Genomic DNA, 21,141 nt, shown 5'->3' on the forward strand with positions numbered 1-21,141 from the left:
AGGAGATTATATTTACTATAAAGTTAAAATAGGAATATAATTTCCTATGTACTATAAAGAATAAAAATAAAATAGAAGAATATTAATAATATTATTAAAAAAGTAATGTATATTATGGTATAATATCAGAAAAGAATATATTAGCATGTTTAATTTTTTTAACTTTGATGGGATAAAAAAAAGATACAGGGACGATTAATGTCCCTGTATGTAATATATACTAGGAGGTATCATTATGAAAACTATAGGTATATTAACAAGTGGAGGAGATGCTCCAGGAATGAACGCAGCTATAAGAGCTGTTGTCAGATCTGCTATTTATTACGGATGCAAAGTATATGGAATTAACAGAGGATATAAAGGGTTAATAGAAGAAGACCTAGAAGAAATGAACTTATCTTCTGTAGGTGACATTATACATAGAGGTGGAACAATATTAAAGTCTTCTAGATGTGAAGAGTTTAAAACTGAAGAAGGAAGAAAAGTAGCAGTTAAAGTTTTAAAAAAATATGGTATAGATTGTTTAGTTGTTATAGGTGGAGATGGATCATTTAATGGTGCATTAAAATTAACAGAGTTAGGTTTCCCTGCAATAGGATTACCAGGAACTATAGACAATGACTTAGCGTATACAGACTATACTATAGGATTTGATACAACAATTAATACTATAATAGATGCCATAGGTAAAATAAGAGATACTTCTTCATCTCATGAAAGGGTTAACATAATTGAAGTTATGGGAAGACACTGTGGAGACTTAGCTTTATATGCTGGTCTTGCAGGAGGAGCGGAAACTATAATAGTTCCAGAAATTAACTATAATGTAGATGATGTATGTAATAAGTTAGATACAACAAAGAAAAGGGGTAAAAGACACAGTATAATAATTTTAGCAGAGGGTGTTGGAAATGCCCAAGACCTTGGAAAAGAAATAGTGGCTAGAACAAATGCAGATTTAAGAGTTACAATACTAGGACATGTCCAAAGAGGAGGAAGTCCAACGGCATTTGATAGAATATTAGCTAGTAAGATGGGCGTTAGAGCGGTAGAATTGCTTCTAGATGGTAAAGCTGGAAGAGTTGTAGGTACTAGAGCAAATGAAATAATTGACATGGATATAACTGAAGCTTTATCAATGACTAGGGATTTTGATAAGGAAACTTATGAGATGGCAAAAATACTATCTATATAATTTAGGAGGAGCATATATATGTTAAATAATATGAAGAGAACAAAAATAGTTTGTACATTAGGACCAGCATCAAGTACGGAAGAAGTATTAACACAACTTGTTGAGAGTGGGTTAAACGTTTGTAGATTTAACTTTTCTCATGGATCTCATGAAGAGCACAAAGAAAGATTTGATGTTGCTAAAGGGGTAAGAGAAAAATTAGGAAAGCCAGTAGCGCTTTTATTAGATACTAAGGGACCAGAAATAAGAACAGGAAACTTTGCTGACCCAGAAGTATTATTAGAAGAAGGGCAAACATTTACTATAACGATGAAAGATGTTATAGGAACAAAAGAAATTTGTACAGTAAGTTACAAAGATTTAGCTAAAGATGTTGTTTCAGGAGATACTATACTAATAGATGATGGATTAGTAGGACTTAGAGTTAAAGAAGTTAATGGAGATGATATCGTTTGTGTAGTTGAAAACTCTGGAGTAGTTAAAAATCACAAAGGTGTAAATGTTCCGGGTGTTAAGATAAACTTACCAGCTATAACTGAAAAAGATGCAAGTGATATAGAATTTGGTATATCTCAAGGTATAGATTACATAGCAGCTTCATTTGTAAGAAAAGCATCAGACGTATTAGCTATAAGAGAATTATTAGAAAAAAATAATGCTACAGATATACAAATAATATCTAAAATAGAAAATCAAGAAGGTGTAGATAATATAGATGAAATATTAAAAGTTTCTGATGGTATAATGGTTGCAAGAGGGGATCTTGGAGTTGAAATACCAACAGAAGATATACCTGTAGTTCAAAAGATGATAATAAGAAAATGTAACGAATTAGCTAAGCCAGTAATAACAGCTACTCAAATGCTTGATTCTATGATAAGAAATCCAAGACCAACAAGAGCAGAAGTTACAGATGTTGCAAATGCTATATACGATGGAACAGATGCTATAATGCTATCAGGAGAAACTGCTGCTGGTAAATATCCAGTTGAAGCTGTTAAGACTATGGCTACAATAGCTAAAAGAACTGAAGAAACATTAGATTACGATAACTTATTAAAGCAAAATACTAATAATAACTCAACAGTAACAGATGCAATAAGTCATGCTACTTGTACAACTGCAATAGATTTAAATGCATCAGCTATAATAACTTCTACATCTACAGGATACACTGCTAGAATGGTATCTAAATTTAGACCTAAGTGTCCAATAATAGCTACTACTGATGATGAAAAAGTTATGAGAAGATTAGCTCTTACTTGGGGTGTATATAGTGTTAAAGCATCTAATGCTCATAATACAGATGAAGTTATAGAAAACTCTATAGAAGCAGCTAAAAATGCTAAATACATAAACAATGGAGAATTAGTTGTTATAACAGCTGGAGTACCTGTTGGAGTAAGCGGAACTACTAACTTAATAAAAGTTCATGTTATAAGTGAAGAAATAGCAAATGGTATAGGTGTTGGAAGTAAGACTGCTGAAGGTAATGTACGTATAGTTAGAAATGTAGGGGAATGTGTAGAGTTTAACGAAGGAGATATATTAGTTACAACTATGACTGATATAGAAATGAATCCATATATAGAAAAAGCAGGAGCTATAGTAACAGAAGAAGGCGGTATGACTTCACATGCAGCAATAGTTGGACTAAACTTAGATAAACCAGTTATAGTTTCAGCTAGAGATATATTAAGTATAGTAAAAGATGGAGAGGTTATAACTGTTGATGCATCAAGAGGAGTAATATATAGAGGATCAAGTAGAGTTCTGTAGTAAAAAGAATTAAAAAATAATTTTAAATTTTCTAAAAACTTAAAAATAACAACTTTAAAATTCCTAAAGTCAGTTATACTATATTTTTGAGTTATATATTAGCCACTAAGTTTAATAATTAAACTTAGTGGCTATTTTTTGTATTCATATTCTGTAACAAATTGATATGTAACAGTAATATGCACCTCATTTAAAGCATAACTATAAAAAAAGGGGGGATACAAATGTCAGAGAGTAGAGAGAATTGGGGTTCTAAGGTTGGCCTTATATTGGCTATGGCGGGTAATGCTGTTGGGCTAGGGAACTTCTGGAGATTTCCATATGTAGCCGCTTCAAATGGTGGAGGAGCATTTATGATACCATACTTCTTCGCACTAATAGTTATAGGTATACCTATAATGTTAGTTGAATGGAGTATTGGACGCCATGGAGGTAAATATGGGCATGGTACAATAGGTCCTATGATGTATTTACAGGCTAAGCAAGCAATGGCTCCGAAAAAAGCAATTATAGTTGGAGCTTTATGTGGAATGATAGCTTTTGGAGTTACTATATTAGTTAACTCTTACTACAATCACATAATAGGATGGTCATTAGGGTTTGCATTCAACTCATTGACAGGAGGATACAATTCAGATCCAGGAGCGTTCTTTGGAAGTTATATACAAGATCCGAAGAATTTAATATTCTGGGTTATTTCATTACTCTGTCTAGCATTTGCTGTAATGAAAGGTATACAAAAAGGTATAGAATCATGGGCCAAAGTTATGATGCCTACGCTTTATGTATTTGGTATTATACTAGGTATAAGAGCGTTGACACTAGGGGCACCAGTCAATCCAGATTGGAGTTCATTAGCAGGTCTTAACTTTATATGGAATCCAGACTTTAGTCAATTATCATGGTCATCTGCAATAGCAGCAGCAGGTCAAATATTCTTCACATTATCTTTAGGTATGGGTATAATACACAATTATGCATCTTACTTAAAGCCAGATGAAGATATAGTAACAGCTTCTGTAGCTACAGTATCATTAAATGAATTTGCAGAAGTTATATTAGGTGGTACAGCTGTTATACCTATAGCTTATGCATTTTTAGGACCAGAAGGTATAAAAGGAAGTATAGGTCTTGCATTTATGGTATTACCAAATGTATTTAGCACTATGACTGGTGGAGGAATATTTGGAGCTCTGTGGTTCTTATTGTTATTCTTTGCTGGTATAACATCTGCAATAGCAATGTACAATTATTTAGTTGCATTACTAGAAGAAGATGCAGGTATAGATAGAAAGAAAGGTGCTTGGATAGTATTTGTTGGATATCTAATAGTTGGGGCACCAATAGCATTAGAGTCAATACTAACTCAAAGTGCTAACTTAGTTTACTTTACAGAAATTGACAACTGGATAGGTAACTACTTACTGATAGTTCTTGGGTTAATAGAGATAATAGTAATAGGTTGGTGTGTTAAAGATAAGGCTTTACAAGAAATGAATAGAGGCGGATTATGGAAAGTCCCTAAGTGGTTCTTTAGATTGTTCCATCAGTTCTTAACACCAATAACTATAATAACTTTCCTAGTATTCTTCACAAGAGATTATTGGATGGCTGGTAACTTTAAAATAACACCAAGCTATATAGAAGGTATACCAGAGTTTGCCGTTTGGGTAAATTTAGGTAGAGCAGTTGTTTTTGGAGTATTATTGATTGGTTTTATTCAATCATATAAATCTATCAAATCTAAATATAAAGAGGAAATAGAATCAAATAAAGTAACAACTTCATAAAATAAAGGAGGTTGAACTTATGACAGGCGCTGCATGGGTATTTATGGGGACGATATGGACTACAATATTTGTCTGTATAGGAGTATCTATGAAAACTATAATTAAAGATCAAAAGTAAGATAAAATATAAAGACCCTACTTAATTTTACTGTAGGGTTTTTTGAATAAAACACATATATAATAAGGTAAAAATAGATTAAGTATATTAATATATATTTAAGGGGGGATTTTAATGGGCGGAAAATTAGTTATGACAACTATAAATCAAATAAGAATAGAGGTTGAGAAATCTAAGAGGATAAAGGATAATAAAAAGGAAAAATACATAAAACAGCTCAAAACATTGTATACAAAGTATGAGGACATAGAAATAAATGAAAATTTTAAAAAGCAGTATCAGCAACTAAATTCAAAAGGAACAGAGCTTTTAAAAGAAATTAAAGGATCTAAAGATGAAAACAAAATAGAAGGAAGTATAGAAGTTTACATAAGGTATCTAAAAGCGTCTTTATGTGATTTTGAGGGAAAGACAAGTTACTTAAGAAAGTATATTACGAGTTTTTTATTTAGTTCTATATTGTTTTTAGCACTATCTCCACAGTTTTATGGATTTATATTGCCAGTGATATTCTTCTTACCTATATACATGGGTCTAAAAGGTGTTAAACAAAGAACCATGACGGGATTTTATATGACTATGAGTGTCGTACCTGTAGCTATAATGACTTCTTTTACATGGATAAGATATGGAATTAATGCCAAGGCAGACTACACAGGCGCAGTTAAGGCTATTGTGGATAGTGGGGTAGCAGAACGTTTAGCAGAAAAATTAGTATATATAGGCCCTATATTTGGTTTTATATTATTATTATTTGCTTGCTTACAAATGTATAGGGGCTATAAAAGTAGAGATTTATTTATATAAGGGCTTTATAAGGCTCTATTTTTTTGGTAAAATAAATTCTTGTAGCTTTAAAATATACGGACGGAGGATACTTTGATGTTGACAAAAAATAAAGAATATATTGTAGATATAGTTGATATAGGTCAAGGTGGAGTAGGAATAGGAAAACATGATGGATTTACAGTCTTCGTAGAGGGCGGATTAGTAGAAGACAAGGTAAAAGTTAAAATAAACAAATCTAAGAAAAACTATGCAGTTGGAGATATAGTTGAAATAATAGAAAAATCACCATTTAGAGTTGATAGAAAATGTAGTGATTCACTTAAAGATTGCGGTGGATGTCAGGTACAAGAATTAGAATATCAAAAGCAATTAGATATAAAAACAAATGAAGTAAAACAAGTTATAACGAGAATCGGAAAATTAGATAACGTAGAAATACACAATACTATAGGAATGGAAAATCCTTTTAGGTATAGAAACAAAGCACAATTTCCTATACAAAAGAGTGGAAATAATCCAGTAATAGGTTTTTATAAGAAAAAAAGCCATGATATAATTCCAATGGACAAGTGTATAATACAACATGACATAAATGATAAAATAGTGAAAATAATAAAGACTTATATAAATGCATATAATGTAAGTGTTTATGATGAAAAAACACACACTGGAGTATTAAGACATTTAGTAACTAAAATAGGATTTACGACTAATGAAGTAATGGTTGTATTAGTAGCTAATGGCAAAAAGTTGCCATATTTAAAGGAGTTAGCATCAGTACTAGAAGAAAATATACCAGGATTTAAAACTTTAGTAGTTAATGTAAATAGAGAAAAAACTAATGTTATATTAGGAAAAGAAAATAGAGTTATATATGGAAATGGAAAAATAAATGATTATATAGGAAATTTAGTATTTGAAATATCTCCATTATCATTCTTCCAAGTAAATCCAGTTCAAACAGAGGTTTTATACAATAAAGCTTTAGAATATGCTGATTTAAAAGAAAATGATACTGTATTTGATATATACTGTGGAATAGGGACTATATCATTATTCTTAGCTCAAAAGGCAAAAAAGGTTTATGGAATAGAAATAGTGGAAGATGCTATAAAAGATGCTAAAATAAATGCTCAGATAAATAAATTAGACAATGTTGAATTCTATGTAGGTAAGGCTGAAGAAGTTGTTCCTAAGATGTATAGCGAAGGAAAAACAGCTAATGTAGTTGTAGTAGACCCTCCTAGAAAAGGATGTGATGAGAAAGTATTAGATACAATAATATCAATGCAACCGGATAGAGTGGTATATGTATCTTGTAATCCATCTACATTAGCAAGAGACCTAAATTACCTAGATGAAAGAGGGTATAGATGTACTGAAATACAACCAGTAGATATGTTCCCTCATACTATGCACGTAGAATGTGTAGCAAAATTAGAAAAGAAATAAAAATGCAAATAAATATAGTGGAATTTGGTTAGAATAGTATTAAATAAATGTATATAGCACCTCAGAACTTATCATCGCAGTCGTATATACATTTATTTTTAAATAGATTGGTCCTTCAAGCAATTGAAGGACTTTTATTTTTTTATTATAGAGAAATTATAATATGAAATAATTAAACAAATGATAAGGTTATAGTGATATACTAAAATATATTAAAGTTATAAAATGGCAATAATAAAAAATAAGATTTTACATAAGAGGTGATAATAGTGAATGTAGAGAATAGAATAAGTGAATTAATAGATTTAATAAATTATCACAATGATAAATACTATAATGAAGATACTCCTGAAATATCTGATTATGAATATGATAATCTAATGAAGGAGCTAATAAAGTTAGAAGAAGAAAATCCTAAGTTAAAAAGAGTAGATTCTCCATCAAGTAGGGTTGGAGGAAAACCATTAGATAAGTTTGAACAAGTAGTTCATAAAATACCAATGTTAAGCTTAGCAAATGCATACTCTGCACAAGACTTAAGAGATTTTGACAAAAGAGTAAGAGACATGGTAGAGGATGAAGTAGAATATGTTGTAGAGTTTAAGATAGATGGTTTATCTGTAGGACTTACATACAATAATGGATTATTTGAAAAGGGAGCAACTAGGGGAGATGGTATTGTAGGAGAAGATATTTCTCAAAATCTTAAAACAGTAAAAAGTATACCTTTAAGAATAAAAGATCAAGAAGAAGTTGTTGTAAGAGGCGAAGTATTTATATCTAAAGATGATTTTAAAAAGGTTAATGAACAACAAGAAAAACAAGGATTACAATTATTTGCTAATCCTAGAAACTTAGCTGCAGGCTCATTAAGACAATTAGATCCTAAGCTAACAGCAAAAAGACCTTTAGATATATTTATATTTAATTTAGAGTATGTACAAAACACAGATTTTAAGAATCACAGCGAAGCCTTAGATTATCTTAAAGAGTTAGGATTTAAGGTAAGTCCAAATTATAAAGTATATAATAATATACAAGATGTAATTGATCATATAAAATATTGGACAGATAATAGGGGTGAGCTAGGATTTGAAATAGATGGTATGGTTATAAAAGTAAATAATTTAGCTCAAAGAGAAACTATGGGGTATACTGCTAAAAGCCCAAGATGGGCAATAGCATATAAATTCCCAGCAGAACAAAAGAAAACCAAAATATTAGATATAATAGTCGAAGTAGGTAGAACTGGAACAATAACCCCTACAGCAGTATTAGAACCTGTAAGACTAGCAGGAACTAGTGTAAGCAGAGCTACACTTCATAATGAAGATTATATAAGAGAAAAAGACATAAAAATAAATGATACAGTATTGGTTCAAAAGGCTGGTGATATAATTCCTCAAGTTGTAGAAGTTATAAAAGAAGAGCGTACTGGAGATGAAATAGATTTTGAAATGCCGAAAAAATGTCCTGTATGTTCTGAACCAACAGTAAGATTAGAAGGGGAGTCTGCTGTTAAGTGTATTAATATATCTTGTCCAGCTCAAATTAGAAGAGGGATAATTCACTTTGTATCTAGAGATGCTATGAATATTGATGGATTGGGAGAATCTATAATAACACTTTTACTAGATAAAGGGTTAATTAAAGATATAGCTGATTTATATACATTAAATAAAGATGAAGTTGTAAAACTAGATAGAATGGGAGAAAAATCAGCAAATAACTTATTAAACTCAATTGAAAAGTCTAAATCAAATGATTTATGGAGACTTATAAATGGATTGGGAATAAAATTTGTTGGTACTAAGGGAGCTAAAATACTAGCTAATAACTTTAAGGATTTAGATTTAATAATGTCTGCATCAAATGAAGAGTTAGTTAATTTAGAAGAGTTTGGGGGAATAATGGCAAATAGTGTTGTTAAATTCTTCCAAGAAGAAAAGAATATAAAATTAATAGAAAAATTAAAGAGCTGTGGTGTAAATACAAAGTCAATACAAGATGAAAGTTCTGATATTGCTAAAATATTTGAGGGGATGAAAATTGTACTTACAGGGACATTGCCAACTCTTAAAAGAAATGACGCAAAAGAGATGATAGAGTCTAGGGGAGGAAAGGTTACTTCAAGTGTAAGTAAGTCTACAACATTTGTATTAGCTGGAGAAGAAGCAGGTTCAAAATTAACTAAAGCCAATGATTTGGGTGTAAAAGTAATTGATGAAGATAAATTTATACAACTAACAGGCTTAAAGTCTAAAGAAGAAGTAAAAAATGAATTAAAGTAATAAATAAACTATTGTAGAAAGAATATTTCATCTACAATATTACGAACGTAGAAAGCTATTAACAATATATGCTAATATTATTAGTATATATAAAAGCTAAGCATACAAGGTTAAGAGAGGTATTTATATGGCGAGAATTAATAATAGAAAAAATGATGAAATAAGAGATATAAAAATAACTAGAAATTATACTAAATATGCAGAAGGTTCTGTGCTTATAGAAATGGGAGAAACAAAAGTAATATGTACAGCTTCAATAGAAGATAAAGTACCACCATTTTTAAGACACACTGGCACAGGATGGATAAATGCTGAGTATTCTATGTTACCAAGATCTACTCATCAAAGAAAAATAAGAGAAGCATCAAGAGGAAAGCTAGACGGGAGAACTCAAGAAATACAAAGACTAATAGGAAGAACTATAAGATCTGTTGTAGATTTATCTAAAATAGGCGAAAGAACTATATGGGTAGACTGTGATGTTATTCAAGCTGATGGTGGAACTAGAACAGCATCAATAACAGGGGCATTTGTAGCGGTTGTAGATGCTTTAAATAAATTACATAAATCAAAAGCAATAAAAGAAATGCCAATAACAAACTTTGTATCTGCAATAAGTGTTGGTATAGTTGGCCAAGAACATATGCTTGACTTATGTTATGAAGAGGACTCAAATGCACATGTAGATATGAATGTAATAATGACTGATAAAGGTGAATTTGTTGAAGTTCAGGGAACTGGAGAAGAAAGACCTTTCTCAAGAAATGATTTAAATAAATTATTAGAACTTGGTGAAAAAGGAAATAAAGAATTAATAAAAGCGCAAAGAGCTGCTTTAGGTGAAATAGCAGATGAAATATTAGGTATGGAGTATGGAAATGAAGTTGTTATAGCAACAAATAATGCTCATAAATTAGAAGAAATAGGTGCTATATTAGAAGACTTTGAATACAATGTATACTCATTAAAAGATGTAGATTTAGCTGGAATAGAAATAGTTGAAGATGGAAAGACATTTGAACATAATGCACTTATCAAGGCAAGAACTATAGCAAAGAAAACAAAAATGATAACAATAGCTGATGATTCAGGGTTAGAAGTAGATGCTATAGGTAAAAAGCCGGGAATTTATTCTGCTAGATTCGCAGGAGAAAACGCAACTGATGAAGAAAATAGACAAAAGTTAATGAAATCTTTAAATAATGTAGCTGCAAGTCAAAGAACTGCAAGATTCGTATCAGCTATAGCTGTAGTATTCCCAGATGGAAAAGAGTTTGTAGTTAGAGGAACTTGTGAAGGTGCCATAGGATTTGAAGAAAAAGGTAAAAATGGATTTGGATATGACCCATTATTTATAGTAAGTGGATATAATAAAACATTTGCAGAAATGCCAAGTTCTGTAAAAAATAGTATAAGCCATAGAGCTAATGCATTAAAATTAATGAAAAGTGAGTTTTCTAAAAGGGTAGTGAGATAATGAAAATAGGTATAGTAAGTGATACACATATGATAACTAAGTTTATAGATAAAGCTATACCCTACTTAAAAGATTGTGATTTACTAATTCATGCAGGAGATAATTTTTCTGATTCTAAGTATATACACAATATGACTAATGTTCCTATTATGGCTGTAAAAGGAAATTGTGATTTTGAAAATGTAGAAGATGAATTGGTATTTGATATAGAGGATAAAACTATATTCTTGTGTCATGGGGATAAGTATGGAGTAAAGTATGGATTAGATGAACTAGAAATAAAAGCAAAGTCTGTAAATGCAGATATAGTTGTATTTGGTCATACTCATACACCTTTATGTAAAGAAAAAGGTAAAATTTTATATATTAATCCTGGAAGTGTATCTTTTCCAAGGGGAGTCGCATATAAAAGTTTTGTAATATTAGATATAGATAATGGAAAAATAAATATGACAGAAATTAAGATATAAACAAGTATTCAAAAGTTTTATAAACTAAGTGAATACTTGTAAATAAAAAAACTTATGTGATATAATTAAAGAGTTAAACTATAATATTGTAAATTAAAATCAATATAAATTAATTACATAACAATAACTAGGAGGATTAAGTTAATGAAAGCAGAATTATTAAAAAAAGAAGGTACTAAAGTATCTTTAAAAATAACTGTAGAAAATGATAAATTTGAAGCAGCAGTAACAAAAGCATACAATAAAAATAAAGGAAAGTTCAATATACCAGGATTCAGAAAAGGTAAAGCTCCAAGAGTTGTAATAGAATCTCAATACGGTAAAGGTGTATTCTACAACGATGCTATAGAATTATTATTCCCTGAAGTTTATCCAGAAGCTATAAAAGAATTAGATATAGATCCAATAGATAGACCAGACTTAGATGTAGAAGAAATAAGCAAAGACAACGGATTAGTTATGGTTGTTACTGTTGAGGTTAAACCAGAGTTTGAATTAGGAGCTTACAAAGGTATAGAAATAGCTAAAGTTGATAATAATGTAACTGAAGCAGAAGTTGAAGTAAGCCTACAAGAAATGCAAAACAAGCACGCTAGATTAGTAAGTGCAGAAGATAAAGCATTAGAAAAAGGATTCACAGCTATAATAGACTTCGAAGGATTCGTTGATGGTGTAGCATTTGAAGGTGGAAAAGGTGAAAACTATAGCTTAGTTATAGGATCAAACACTTTCATACCAGGATTTGAAGATCAATTAGTAGGAAAGAAAGCTGGAGAAGAAGTAGAAGTAAACGTTGAGTTCCCAGCAGAATACCATGCTGAAAACTTAGCTGGAAAGCCTGCAGTATTCAAAGTTAAAGTAAATGATGTTAAGGTAAAAGAATTACCAGAATTAGATGATGAATTTGCTAAAGATTCAAGTGAGTTTGATACATTAGCTGAATTAAAATCTGACTTAAGAGCTAAGTTAGAAGAAAACGCAAAAGCTTCAGCTGAAGCTGAAATGAGAAATGCTATAGTTGAAAAAGTTTCTGCAAATACAGAAGTAGAAATACCAGAAGCTATGATACAACATCAAATAGACAATATGTTAATGGAACTTAACATGCAATTACAATACCAAGGATTAAACTTACAACAGTTATTACAAATGACTGGAAGAAGCATAGAAGAGTTAAGAGAAGAAAGAAGAGAAGATGCTGCTAGATTAGTAAAATCTTCATTAGTATTAGAAGCAATAGCTAAAGCTGAAGCTATAGAAGTTTCAGAAGAAGAAATGAATGAAGAATTAGAAAAAATGGCTAAAATGTACAACATGGAATCTGATAAAATAAAAGCATCTTTAAGAGAAACTGATATAGAAGATATAAAAGGTCAAATAAAGATAAGAAAAACTATAGATTTATTAGTTGATAATGCAGTAATAGCTTAATTTTTTACAGTAGCCTTTTAGGCTACTGTAAATTATATATAAACAAAATAAATATAAACATATAGAGGGGGTATGATCTATGGCATTAGTACCTGTAGTTGTTGAACAAACAGGAAGAGGAGAAAGATCTTACGATATATATTCTAGATTACTAAAAGATAGAATAATATTCTTAGGAGACGAAGTAAATGATGCTACAGCAGGTCTTGTAGTGGCACAATTACTTTTCCTAGAAGCAGATGACCCAGATAAAGATATACATTTATATATAAATTCACCAGGTGGAAGTATAACTGCTGGAATGGCAATATATGATACAATGCAATATATCAAACCAGATGTAAGCACTATCTGTATAGGTATGGCAGCGTCTATGGGAGCATTCTTATTAGCAGCAGGAGAAAAAGGAAAGAGATTTGCATTACCAAATAGTGAGATAATGATACATCAACCATTAGGTGGGACTAGAGGGCAAGCAACTGATATAGAAATACACGCAAAAAGAATATTAAAAATGAAAGACACTTTAAATAAAATATTATCTGAAAGAACAGGTCAGCCATTAGAAACTATTCAAATGGATACTGAACGTGATAACTTCATGAGCGCACAAGAAGCTAAGGAATATGGTTTAATAGATGAAGTAATCACACAAAAAGACCGTAGATAGGAAGAGGTGCTTAATATGTCAAAAAATGAAGACAAAAGACAGTTAAAATGTTCATTCTGCGGCAAAAACCAAGAGCAAGTAAGAAGGTTAATTGCAGGTCCAAGTGTTTATATATGTGATGAGTGTGTTGAACTTTGTGATGAAATAATCCAAGAAGAAATAGAAGACACTGTTGAAGAGGATACAACATCTCTACCTAAGCCAAAAGAGATGATGGACATCTTAAATGGTTATGTAATTGGTCAAGAAACAGCTAAAAAAGCTTTATCAGTAGCAGTTTATAATCATTATAAAAGAATATACAGTAAAAAGGCAAGCAATAAAGATGTAGAAATACAAAAGAGTAATATACTTTTACTTGGGCCTACGGGTTCAGGGAAGACATTATTAGCTCAAACACTAGCAAAAACTCTAAATGTTCCTTTTGCAATGGCTGATGCAACATCTTTAACAGAAGCTGGATACGTTGGAGAAGACGTAGAAAACATACTACTAAAGCTTATCCAAGCAGCTGACTTTGATGTAGAAAAGGCTGAAAGAGGAATAATATATATAGATGAGATAGATAAGATAGCTAGAAAATCAGAAAATCCATCTATAACTAGAGATGTTAGTGGAGAAGGTGTTCAACAAGCTCTTTTAAAAATATTAGAAGGAACAACAGCTAACGTTCCACCACAAGGTGGTAGAAAGCATCCACATCAAGAATTCTTAAAAATAGATACAACTAATATATTATTTATATTAGGTGGAGCTTTTGATGGTATTGAAAAAATAATACAAGGCCGTGGTAAAGAAAAAACTCTAGGATTTGGAGCTAAAATTGAAAGTAAAAAAGAAATGGATTTAGGAAAGGTATATGCCCAAGTACTTCCAGAAGATTTACTTAAATTTGGTTTAATACCAGAGTTTATAGGAAGGATTCCTGTTGTTGCAACTCTAGAATTATTAGATGAAAATGCTTTAGTTCAAATATTAAAAGAACCTAAAAATGCTTTAGTAAAACAATACAAAAAGCTTTTAGAAATAGATGACGTTGAACTAGAATTCGAAGATGACGCACTTCGTGCAATAGCTAATAAAGCTATAGAAAGAAACACAGGTGCAAGAGGTCTTAGAAGTATAGTTGAAGGAATCATGATGGAGAGCATGTTTGAAGTTCCATCAAGAGATGACGTTAAAAAAGTTGTAGTTACAAAGGAATGTGTAACTAAAGGAGAACAACCAGTATTTATATTAAAAGATCAAGAAGAAAGTGCATAATAAAAAAGAGGAGCCTTAAAAGCTCCTTTTTAAATGTAAGGATTTTATAACTATAATTAATGGGTATTAATAGATTAATAAACTTTAAAAAGTATAAAATATCATTAATTAGATAAAAGAGGATCATTACATATAATAGTCAAAACTTGTTTATTATTAAAATATCATATAAACTATTCATATAAAACCTATTTAAAGTTTATCATAAAAATTATATAAGAGTATATTTATAAATATATATTATCTTAAAATAGAAAATATAAAGTTTATTCATTAGTATATTACATTCAATATTACAACATAATAAAATAAGAGAAAAATGATAAAAGATTTTATCAAATCAATAAATTTGTTTATACATTCTTTAAGAAAAGTGAATTTTTCTATAAATGTTGAAAATTAGGGATTGTAAATATATAATATATAAAGCAATAAAATCTAGCACTTTAAGGAGTGATATTAGTGGAACAGAATTATACGAAGATAGAACATGAATTACCGCTAATTCCACTGAGGGGATTAGCGATATTCCCATATATGATACTAAACTTTGACATAGGAAGAGAAATATCTTTAAAAGCTTTAGACCAAGCTATGTTAGCTGATGAGTTAGTATTCTTAACTTCTCAGAAAGCAGCAGAAGTTGATGAGCCAACAGAAGATGATTTTTATCATGTAGGAACTATATGTAAAGTTAAACAAATGATAAAACTTCCTGGGGATACAGTACGTGTATTAGTAGAAGGAATTTCAAGAGGTAAAATAAAAGAAGTAAGCAATGAAGAAGGGTATTTTAAAGCAACAATAGAGGAAATAGCATACGATGATGAAAATGCAGAAGAAGATATTGAGGTAGAAGCACTTGTAAGAAATGTGTTTGATGCATTTGAAGAGTACATAAACATAGGAAATAGAGTATCACCAGAAATATTAATATCTCTAGGTGAAATAGAAAATGTAGATCGTTTTATAGACACTATAGCTGCTAATATCTATCTAAAACCAGAACAAAAGCAAGAAGTTTTAGAAGAATTTGATATTAAGAAAAGATTAGAATTAATATACAAAACTCTTTTAGAAGAGATAGATATACTTAAAATAGAAAAGAAAATAACTCTAAGAGTTAAAAAGCAAATGAATAAGGTTCAAAAGGAATATTACCTAAGAGAACAATTAAAAGCTATACAAAAAGAATTAGGAGAAGAAGAAGACATAAATTCTGAAGCTGACGAGTATAGAGCAAAGCTTAAGAAAATAAAAGCTCCTAAAGAAACAAAAGAAAAGATATCTAAAGAAATAGATAAGTTTTCTAGAATATCACCAATGTCTCCAGATGTATCAGTTTTAAGAGGGTATTTAGATAATATATTCTCATTACCTTGGAACAATGAAACTAGAGACAAGCTTGATATAGAAAAAGCTAAAGAAATATTAGATAATGAACATTATGGATTAGAAAAAGTAAAAGAAAGAATACTTGAGTATTTAGCTATAAGAACATTATCAAAATCACTAAAAGGACCTATCATATGTTTAGTAGGACCTCCAGGTGTTGGTAAAACATCTATAGCAAAATCGATAGCGAACTCATTAGGAAGAAAATTCGTTAGAATATCTTTAGGTGGAGTTAGAGATGAAGCTGAAATAAGAGGTCATAGAAGAACTTATGTAGGAGCTATACCAGGAAGAATAATAAATGGAATAAAAGAAGCCAAAACTAAAAATCCAGTATTCTTACTAGACGAGATAGATAAAATGTCAGCAGATTATAAGGGAGATCCATCTGCTGCAATGTTAGAAGTTTTAGATCCAGAGCAAAACAAAGATTTTGTGGATCACTACATGGAAGTTCCTTTTGATTTATCAAAAATATTATTTGTTACAACTGCAAATAGCTTAGGAACTATTCCAAGACCTTTATTAGATAGAATGGAAATAATAGAGGTATCTGGATATATAGAAGAGGAAAAGCTTAATATAGCTAATAAATATTTATTACCTAAACAAATAAAAGAACATGGTTTAGCACCTGGTTTTGTTAAAATAAATGAAGAAACTATGAGAGAGATAATAGGATCTTATACTAGAGAAGCAGGGGTAAGAAACCTTGAAAGAACTATAGGTAAAATATGCAGAAAAGCAGCTAAAAAGTATGTAGAAGATAAATCTTTAGAAGAAATAGTTATAAATAAATCTGACCTAGATGATTACTTAGGTAAGAATAAATATAGACATCAATTAGCAGGAACTAAACCAGAAGTAGGTGTTGTAACAGGTCTTGCATGGACGTCTGTTGGAGGAGAAACTCTAACTGTAGAAGTAAATGTTGTAAAAGGTAAAGGCCAAATAGTATTAACTGGTAAACTAGGTGATGTAATGAAAGAATCAGCTAGAACAGGTATATCTTATATAAGATCAATTGCTGACAAATTTGATATAGATCCTGATTTTTACCAAAATAAAGATATACACATACATTTACCAGAAGGTGCAGTACCTAAAGATGGTCCATCAGCAGGTATAACAATGGCTTTAGCTGTTTTATCAGCATTAACAAATATACCAGTAAGAAATGATGTTGCTATGACAGGAGAAATAACTCTTAGAGGAAGAGTTTTAGCTGTAGGTGGAGTTAGAGAAAAACTATTGGCTGCACATAGATCTGGAATAACAAAGGTATTACTTCCAAAAGAGTGTGAAGCTGATTTAGATGAAATACCTGAAAATGTAAAAGAAAAAATGGAATTTGTACTTGTAGACCATATGGACCAAGTATTAGAGCAGGCATTAGTAAGGAATGGTGAAAAGTAATGAAAATTAGAAGTGCAGAAATAACAATGAGTGCAGTAAACAGAGCTCAATACCCAGACGAAGGTATACCAGAAATAGCTTTAGTTGGTAGATCTAACGTTGGAAAATCATCAACAGTAAATACATTATTAAATAGAAGAAATTTTGCTAGAACAAGTCAGACGCCTGGTAAAACTAGAACAATAAACTTCTATCTTATAAACCAAGAATTTTTCTTTGTTGACCTTCCAGGTTACGGATATGCAAAGGTTGCAAAATCTGAAAAAGAAAAATGGGGAACTATAATGGAAAGATATCTAGCTGATAGAGAAGAATTATGTGCAATATTCTTATTAGTAGATATAAGACATGAACCTACAAGTGATGACGTTATGATGTATGAATGGATAAAGCACTTTGGATATAAATGCGTAGTAATAGCTACTAAAGCAGATAAAATAGCTAAAGGTAAATACCAAAAGCATTTTAGTATGATAAGAAAGAAATTACAATTAGATAAAGATGAAAAGATACTTCCTATATCTTCTCTTAAGAAAACTGGAGTAGAAGAAATATGGAAAGAAATAATAAGCCAATACAATGAAGCTGGTTATGAAATAACTGTTGACTAGTATGAAATAGACTATCTCAAAACTGAGATAGTCTATTTTTTTATATTATTTATAGAAAAATAATTTATAAATTTATATTAATTAAAGTAAATATTTTAAAATTAAAAAAATTTAAAAAATTAAAACTAAAATGTCAATTTATATTGATATTTATTAAATTAAATAGTAAAATATGTAAAATAACACGAAATAGAGCAACTTGGGGGTGAAACAATGAGTAACAATAATCAAAAAGGATTAAGAAAGACATTAGGCTTAAGTGCAGCACTTTCTACGGTAGTAGGAATGCTAATAGGTTCGGGAGTATTCTTTAAACCACAAGCCATATATGAATCTACAAATGGAGGAGCAGGTCTAGGACTTTTAGCATGGTTAATAGGGGGACTTATAACTATAGCTGCTGGGCTTACAGCAGCTGAAATATCTTCTAGTATAGTAAAACCAGGTGGATTAATAGTTTATTTAGAAGAAATTTACGGTGAAAAAGTAGGATTTTTAACAGGATGGATGCAATCTATACTATTTATACCTGCAATAACAGCAGCGCTAGGAATTATATTTGCACAAGAAGCAGTGAGCTTATTGAGTTTACAAAGTGACATATATGTAATTTTAATTGCAATAGGAGTAATAGTGCTTATAGCTTTATTAAATTCTCTAGGTGCCAAATTTGGAGGAGGAATACAAACTGTATCTACAATATGTAAGTTAATACCTTTAGCACTTATAGTTATATTTGGATTTATAAAAGGAGAACCATCAACAGATATAATGACACCTCTGGTAGGTGAAAATACGAATATGGTTAGCGCCATATCTCAAGTACTTATAGCAACTTTATTTGCATACGATGGATGGATATATGTGGGAGCATTAGCAGGTGAGATGAAAGATCCAGCTAAGCATTTACCTAAAGCTATAGTAGGCGGAATTTCTTTAGTAATGGGAGTATACATAATTATAAATGTAGCATACTTATGTGTTGTTCCAGCATCAGAGATGGCAGCAGTAAGTGCACCAGCTACACTTGTAGCAAGTAAATTATTTGGAGAATCAGGAGCTAAGGTGATAAGTGTAGGTATATTAATATCGGTATTTGGAACATTAAATGGTTTCTTGATGACCGGAGGAAGAATACCTTATATAATGGGATGTGACGGGAGAATACCTTTTTCAAAAACTTTTGCTAAGTTAAATAATAATGGTGTTCCATTAAATGGAATGTGGTTAATAGCTGGGTTAGCAATAATATATTCTTTATCAGGTCAGTTCAATTTCCTATCTGATTTAGCAATATTTACAATATGGATATTCTACACAATGTTATTTGTAGGAGTTATAAAACTTAGAAAAGATAAGCCAAATATGAAGAGATCATATAAAGTACCGTTATATCCAGTAATACCTATAATAGCAATAATAGGAGGAGTATTTATTGTTGTTAGTACATTTATCACTCAAACACAAAATGCTATATTAGGACTTATAATAACATTAGCTGGCTTGCCAATTTATAATATAATTAAAAATAAGAAGATAAAACAAGAAATACAAAATAATGTAGCGTAGTATAAGGAGCCGTCTCAAAATTGAGACGGTTCTATTTTTATTTAAGATTATTTAGTTAGATATAGCTATATTACAAAATTATTAAATAGATATTATAAGTAAATAAGAATATAACTATAAAAAGCATTCATTGAATTTTAATATTAAAAAATGTATTAAAATAATTAGTTATAGACAAAATAATTTTTAAGATAGTAACAAAATAAAATGCAAATTAATATTTTATAAAGTAGAAGAAAAATATGAGGGGGCTAAATCATGGCAGGTAGAGTTAGGAAGTTATTCCCAGGTGGAAATACGGCAAATGGATCATTTAATTTTTTTGATAATATAATACCTCAAAATGTTAATAGAATCTTTTGCTTAAAAGGTGGACCAGGAGTTGGAAAATCATCATTTATGAAAAAAATAGCAAAAGAATTTATTGAAAAAGGGTATGATGTAGAGCTACACTACTGTCCATCAGATCCAAGCTCTTTAGATGGGGTTGTGATACTTAAATTAGGAGTAGTTCTGCTAGATGCAACTGCACCGCATATTGTAGACCCAAAAGACCCTGGTGCTATAGATGAAATATTAAATTTTGGTGAATATTGGGATGTAGAAAAATTAGAAAAAAATAAAGATACTATTGTAGAATGTGGAAAAGATATAAGTAACTCATTTAAAAGAGCATATAAGTATTTAAAAGCTGCTGAGCCAATTTATTATGATATAGAAGAAAAGTATAGAGATTGCATGGACTTTGGTCAAGTAAATCTAAAAATAGAGCATTTTATACACGATATATTTAAAGATTCTAGTAGTACTGGTATTTATAAATCACCAAGACATTTATTTGGAACAGCTATAACACCAGTCGGACATTTAGATTATGCAGATAGTATATTAAGTCAAGTTAATAAGGTATATCACTTGAAAGGTAATATAGGAACAGGTAAAACTACGTTTTTACGAAATATATGTGATAAAGCCATTCAAAAGGGAATGAATGTGGAAATTTTTCATTATCCACTTATTAAGGATAAGATTGAAACTGTAATAATAAAAGATTTAGATATAGGTATAACCGTAAGTAGTTTATTTGAAGGTAAGAATACTATAAATTTAAATGCTTACCTAGATGAAGAAAAATTAGAAAAATATATAGAAGAAATTAAGTTTGATAAAAAAGTATTTGATGAGCTATTAAATTATGCTATATCAAACTTAAAAAAGGCTAAGGCAAAGCATGATATTATAGAAGCATACTATGTGCCTAATATGAACTTTGATAAAATGGAAGAGTTAAAAGAAGAGATAATAAATAGAATTTTGAAGTATGAAGAATAATAAAAAAAGAGAAAGGCACAACGTGTCTTTCTCTTTTTTTATTAGAATTAAACTACATATTATTTAATATACTTAGAACTCTAAAGAGTTATT

At 30.2% G+C, this 21,141-nt stretch carries 15 protein-coding genes; all 15 read left to right on the forward strand.

Going from position 1 to position 21,141, the window contains the following annotated elements:
• The first annotated feature begins 235 nt into the window (after positions 1-235).
• On the forward strand, positions 236-1,195 hold the full coding sequence (gene pfkA / locus FRIFI_RS00550) for a 6-phosphofructokinase (protein WP_092922341.1): 960 nt from the start codon (positions 236-238) through the stop codon (positions 1,193-1,195).
• Positions 1,196-1,213: 18 nt separating this feature from the next.
• The gene (pyk, locus tag FRIFI_RS00555; RefSeq protein ID WP_092922344.1) at positions 1,214-2,974 is read left to right on the forward strand and encodes a pyruvate kinase; all 1,761 of its coding nucleotides are present in this window, start codon (positions 1,214-1,216) and stop codon (positions 2,972-2,974) included.
• 224 nt (positions 2,975-3,198) lie between these two features.
• Complete coding sequence (locus tag FRIFI_RS00560) at positions 3,199-4,764, forward strand: sodium:neurotransmitter symporter family protein (RefSeq protein WP_092922347.1); 1,566 nt, start codon at positions 3,199-3,201, stop codon at positions 4,762-4,764.
• Positions 4,765-4,996: 232 nt separating this feature from the next.
• Complete coding sequence (locus tag FRIFI_RS00565) at positions 4,997-5,689, forward strand: hypothetical protein (protein ID WP_092922350.1); 693 nt, start codon at positions 4,997-4,999, stop codon at positions 5,687-5,689.
• Between the two features lie 75 nt (positions 5,690-5,764).
• Positions 5,765-7,123, forward strand: a complete 1,359-nt coding sequence (gene rlmD, locus FRIFI_RS00570) for a 23S rRNA (uracil(1939)-C(5))-methyltransferase RlmD (protein WP_092922353.1) — start codon at positions 5,765-5,767, stop codon at positions 7,121-7,123.
• Between the two features lie 269 nt (positions 7,124-7,392).
• Positions 7,393-9,414 (forward strand): NAD-dependent DNA ligase LigA, encoded by a 2,022-nt coding sequence (gene ligA / locus FRIFI_RS00575; protein WP_166504692.1) that lies wholly within the window; start codon positions 7,393-7,395, stop codon positions 9,412-9,414.
• 127 nt (positions 9,415-9,541) lie between these two features.
• Entirely contained in the window at positions 9,542-10,891 is a 1,350-nt protein-coding gene (gene rph / locus FRIFI_RS00580) for a ribonuclease PH (RefSeq protein ID WP_166504693.1), read from the forward strand.
• Positions 10,891-11,361 carry a metallophosphoesterase family protein gene (locus tag FRIFI_RS00585; protein ID WP_166504694.1) on the forward strand — a complete coding sequence of 157 codons (471 nt, stop codon included), beginning with the start codon at positions 10,891-10,893 and terminating at the stop codon, positions 11,359-11,361. Before rph ends, FRIFI_RS00585 begins: the two co-directional genes overlap by 1 nt.
• 144 nt (positions 11,362-11,505) lie before the next feature.
• On the forward strand, positions 11,506-12,792 hold the full coding sequence (gene tig / locus FRIFI_RS00590) for a trigger factor (RefSeq protein WP_166504695.1): 1,287 nt from the start codon (positions 11,506-11,508) through the stop codon (positions 12,790-12,792).
• Between the two features lie 79 nt (positions 12,793-12,871).
• A complete protein-coding gene (gene clpP, locus FRIFI_RS00595) occupies positions 12,872-13,462 on the forward strand; it encodes an ATP-dependent Clp endopeptidase proteolytic subunit ClpP (protein ID WP_092922368.1) in 591 nt (196 codons plus the stop codon).
• A gap of 15 nt (positions 13,463-13,477) precedes the next feature.
• Entirely contained in the window at positions 13,478-14,725 is a 1,248-nt protein-coding gene (clpX, locus tag FRIFI_RS00600; RefSeq protein WP_092922371.1) for an ATP-dependent Clp protease ATP-binding subunit ClpX, read from the forward strand.
• A gap of 462 nt (positions 14,726-15,187) precedes the next feature.
• Positions 15,188-17,536, forward strand: a complete 2,349-nt coding sequence (lon, locus tag FRIFI_RS00605; protein ID WP_166504696.1) for an endopeptidase La — start codon at positions 15,188-15,190, stop codon at positions 17,534-17,536.
• A complete protein-coding gene (gene yihA / locus FRIFI_RS00610; RefSeq protein ID WP_166504697.1) occupies positions 17,536-18,147 on the forward strand; it encodes a ribosome biogenesis GTP-binding protein YihA/YsxC in 612 nt (203 codons plus the stop codon). Before lon ends, yihA begins: the two co-directional genes overlap by 1 nt.
• A 213-nt stretch (positions 18,148-18,360) precedes the next feature.
• Positions 18,361-19,716, forward strand: coding sequence for an APC family permease (locus tag FRIFI_RS00615; protein ID WP_092922377.1), 1,356 nt, complete (start codon positions 18,361-18,363; stop codon positions 19,714-19,716).
• Between the two features lie 258 nt (positions 19,717-19,974).
• Positions 19,975-21,048, forward strand: a complete 1,074-nt coding sequence (locus FRIFI_RS00620; protein WP_092922380.1) for a PRK06851 family protein — start codon at positions 19,975-19,977, stop codon at positions 21,046-21,048.
• Positions 21,049-21,141 lie beyond the last annotated feature (93 nt).

Origin of the sequence: Romboutsia hominis (assembly GCF_900002575.1) — a bacterium.
Lineage (GTDB): Bacteria > Bacillota > Clostridia > Peptostreptococcales > Peptostreptococcaceae > Romboutsia_C > Romboutsia_C hominis.

Bases quoted from the DNA above. Each gene is read 5' to 3' on its own strand.
- clpX (WP_092922371.1), top strand. From the start codon at position 13,478: ATGTCAAAAAATGAAGACAAAAGACAGTTAAAATGTTCATTCTGCGGC.
- rlmD (WP_092922353.1), top strand. From the start codon at position 5,765: ATGTTGACAAAAAATAAAGAATATATTGTAGATATAGTTGATATAGGT.
- tig (WP_166504695.1), top strand. From the start codon at position 11,506: ATGAAAGCAGAATTATTAAAAAAAGAAGGTACTAAAGTATCTTTAAAA.
- yihA (WP_166504697.1), top strand. From the start codon at position 17,536: ATGAAAATTAGAAGTGCAGAAATAACAATGAGTGCAGTAAACAGAGCT.
- pyk (WP_092922344.1), top strand. From the start codon at position 1,214: ATGTTAAATAATATGAAGAGAACAAAAATAGTTTGTACATTAGGACCA.
- clpP (WP_092922368.1), top strand. From the start codon at position 12,872: ATGGCATTAGTACCTGTAGTTGTTGAACAAACAGGAAGAGGAGAAAGA.
- pfkA (WP_092922341.1), top strand. From the start codon at position 236: ATGAAAACTATAGGTATATTAACAAGTGGAGGAGATGCTCCAGGAATG.
- FRIFI_RS00585 (WP_166504694.1), top strand. From the start codon at position 10,891: ATGAAAATAGGTATAGTAAGTGATACACATATGATAACTAAGTTTATA.
- FRIFI_RS00560 (WP_092922347.1), top strand. From the start codon at position 3,199: ATGTCAGAGAGTAGAGAGAATTGGGGTTCTAAGGTTGGCCTTATATTG.
- FRIFI_RS00615 (WP_092922377.1), top strand. From the start codon at position 18,361: ATGAGTAACAATAATCAAAAAGGATTAAGAAAGACATTAGGCTTAAGT.
- rph (WP_166504693.1), top strand. From the start codon at position 9,542: ATGGCGAGAATTAATAATAGAAAAAATGATGAAATAAGAGATATAAAA.
- FRIFI_RS00620 (WP_092922380.1), top strand. From the start codon at position 19,975: ATGGCAGGTAGAGTTAGGAAGTTATTCCCAGGTGGAAATACGGCAAAT.
- FRIFI_RS00565 (WP_092922350.1), top strand. From the start codon at position 4,997: ATGGGCGGAAAATTAGTTATGACAACTATAAATCAAATAAGAATAGAG.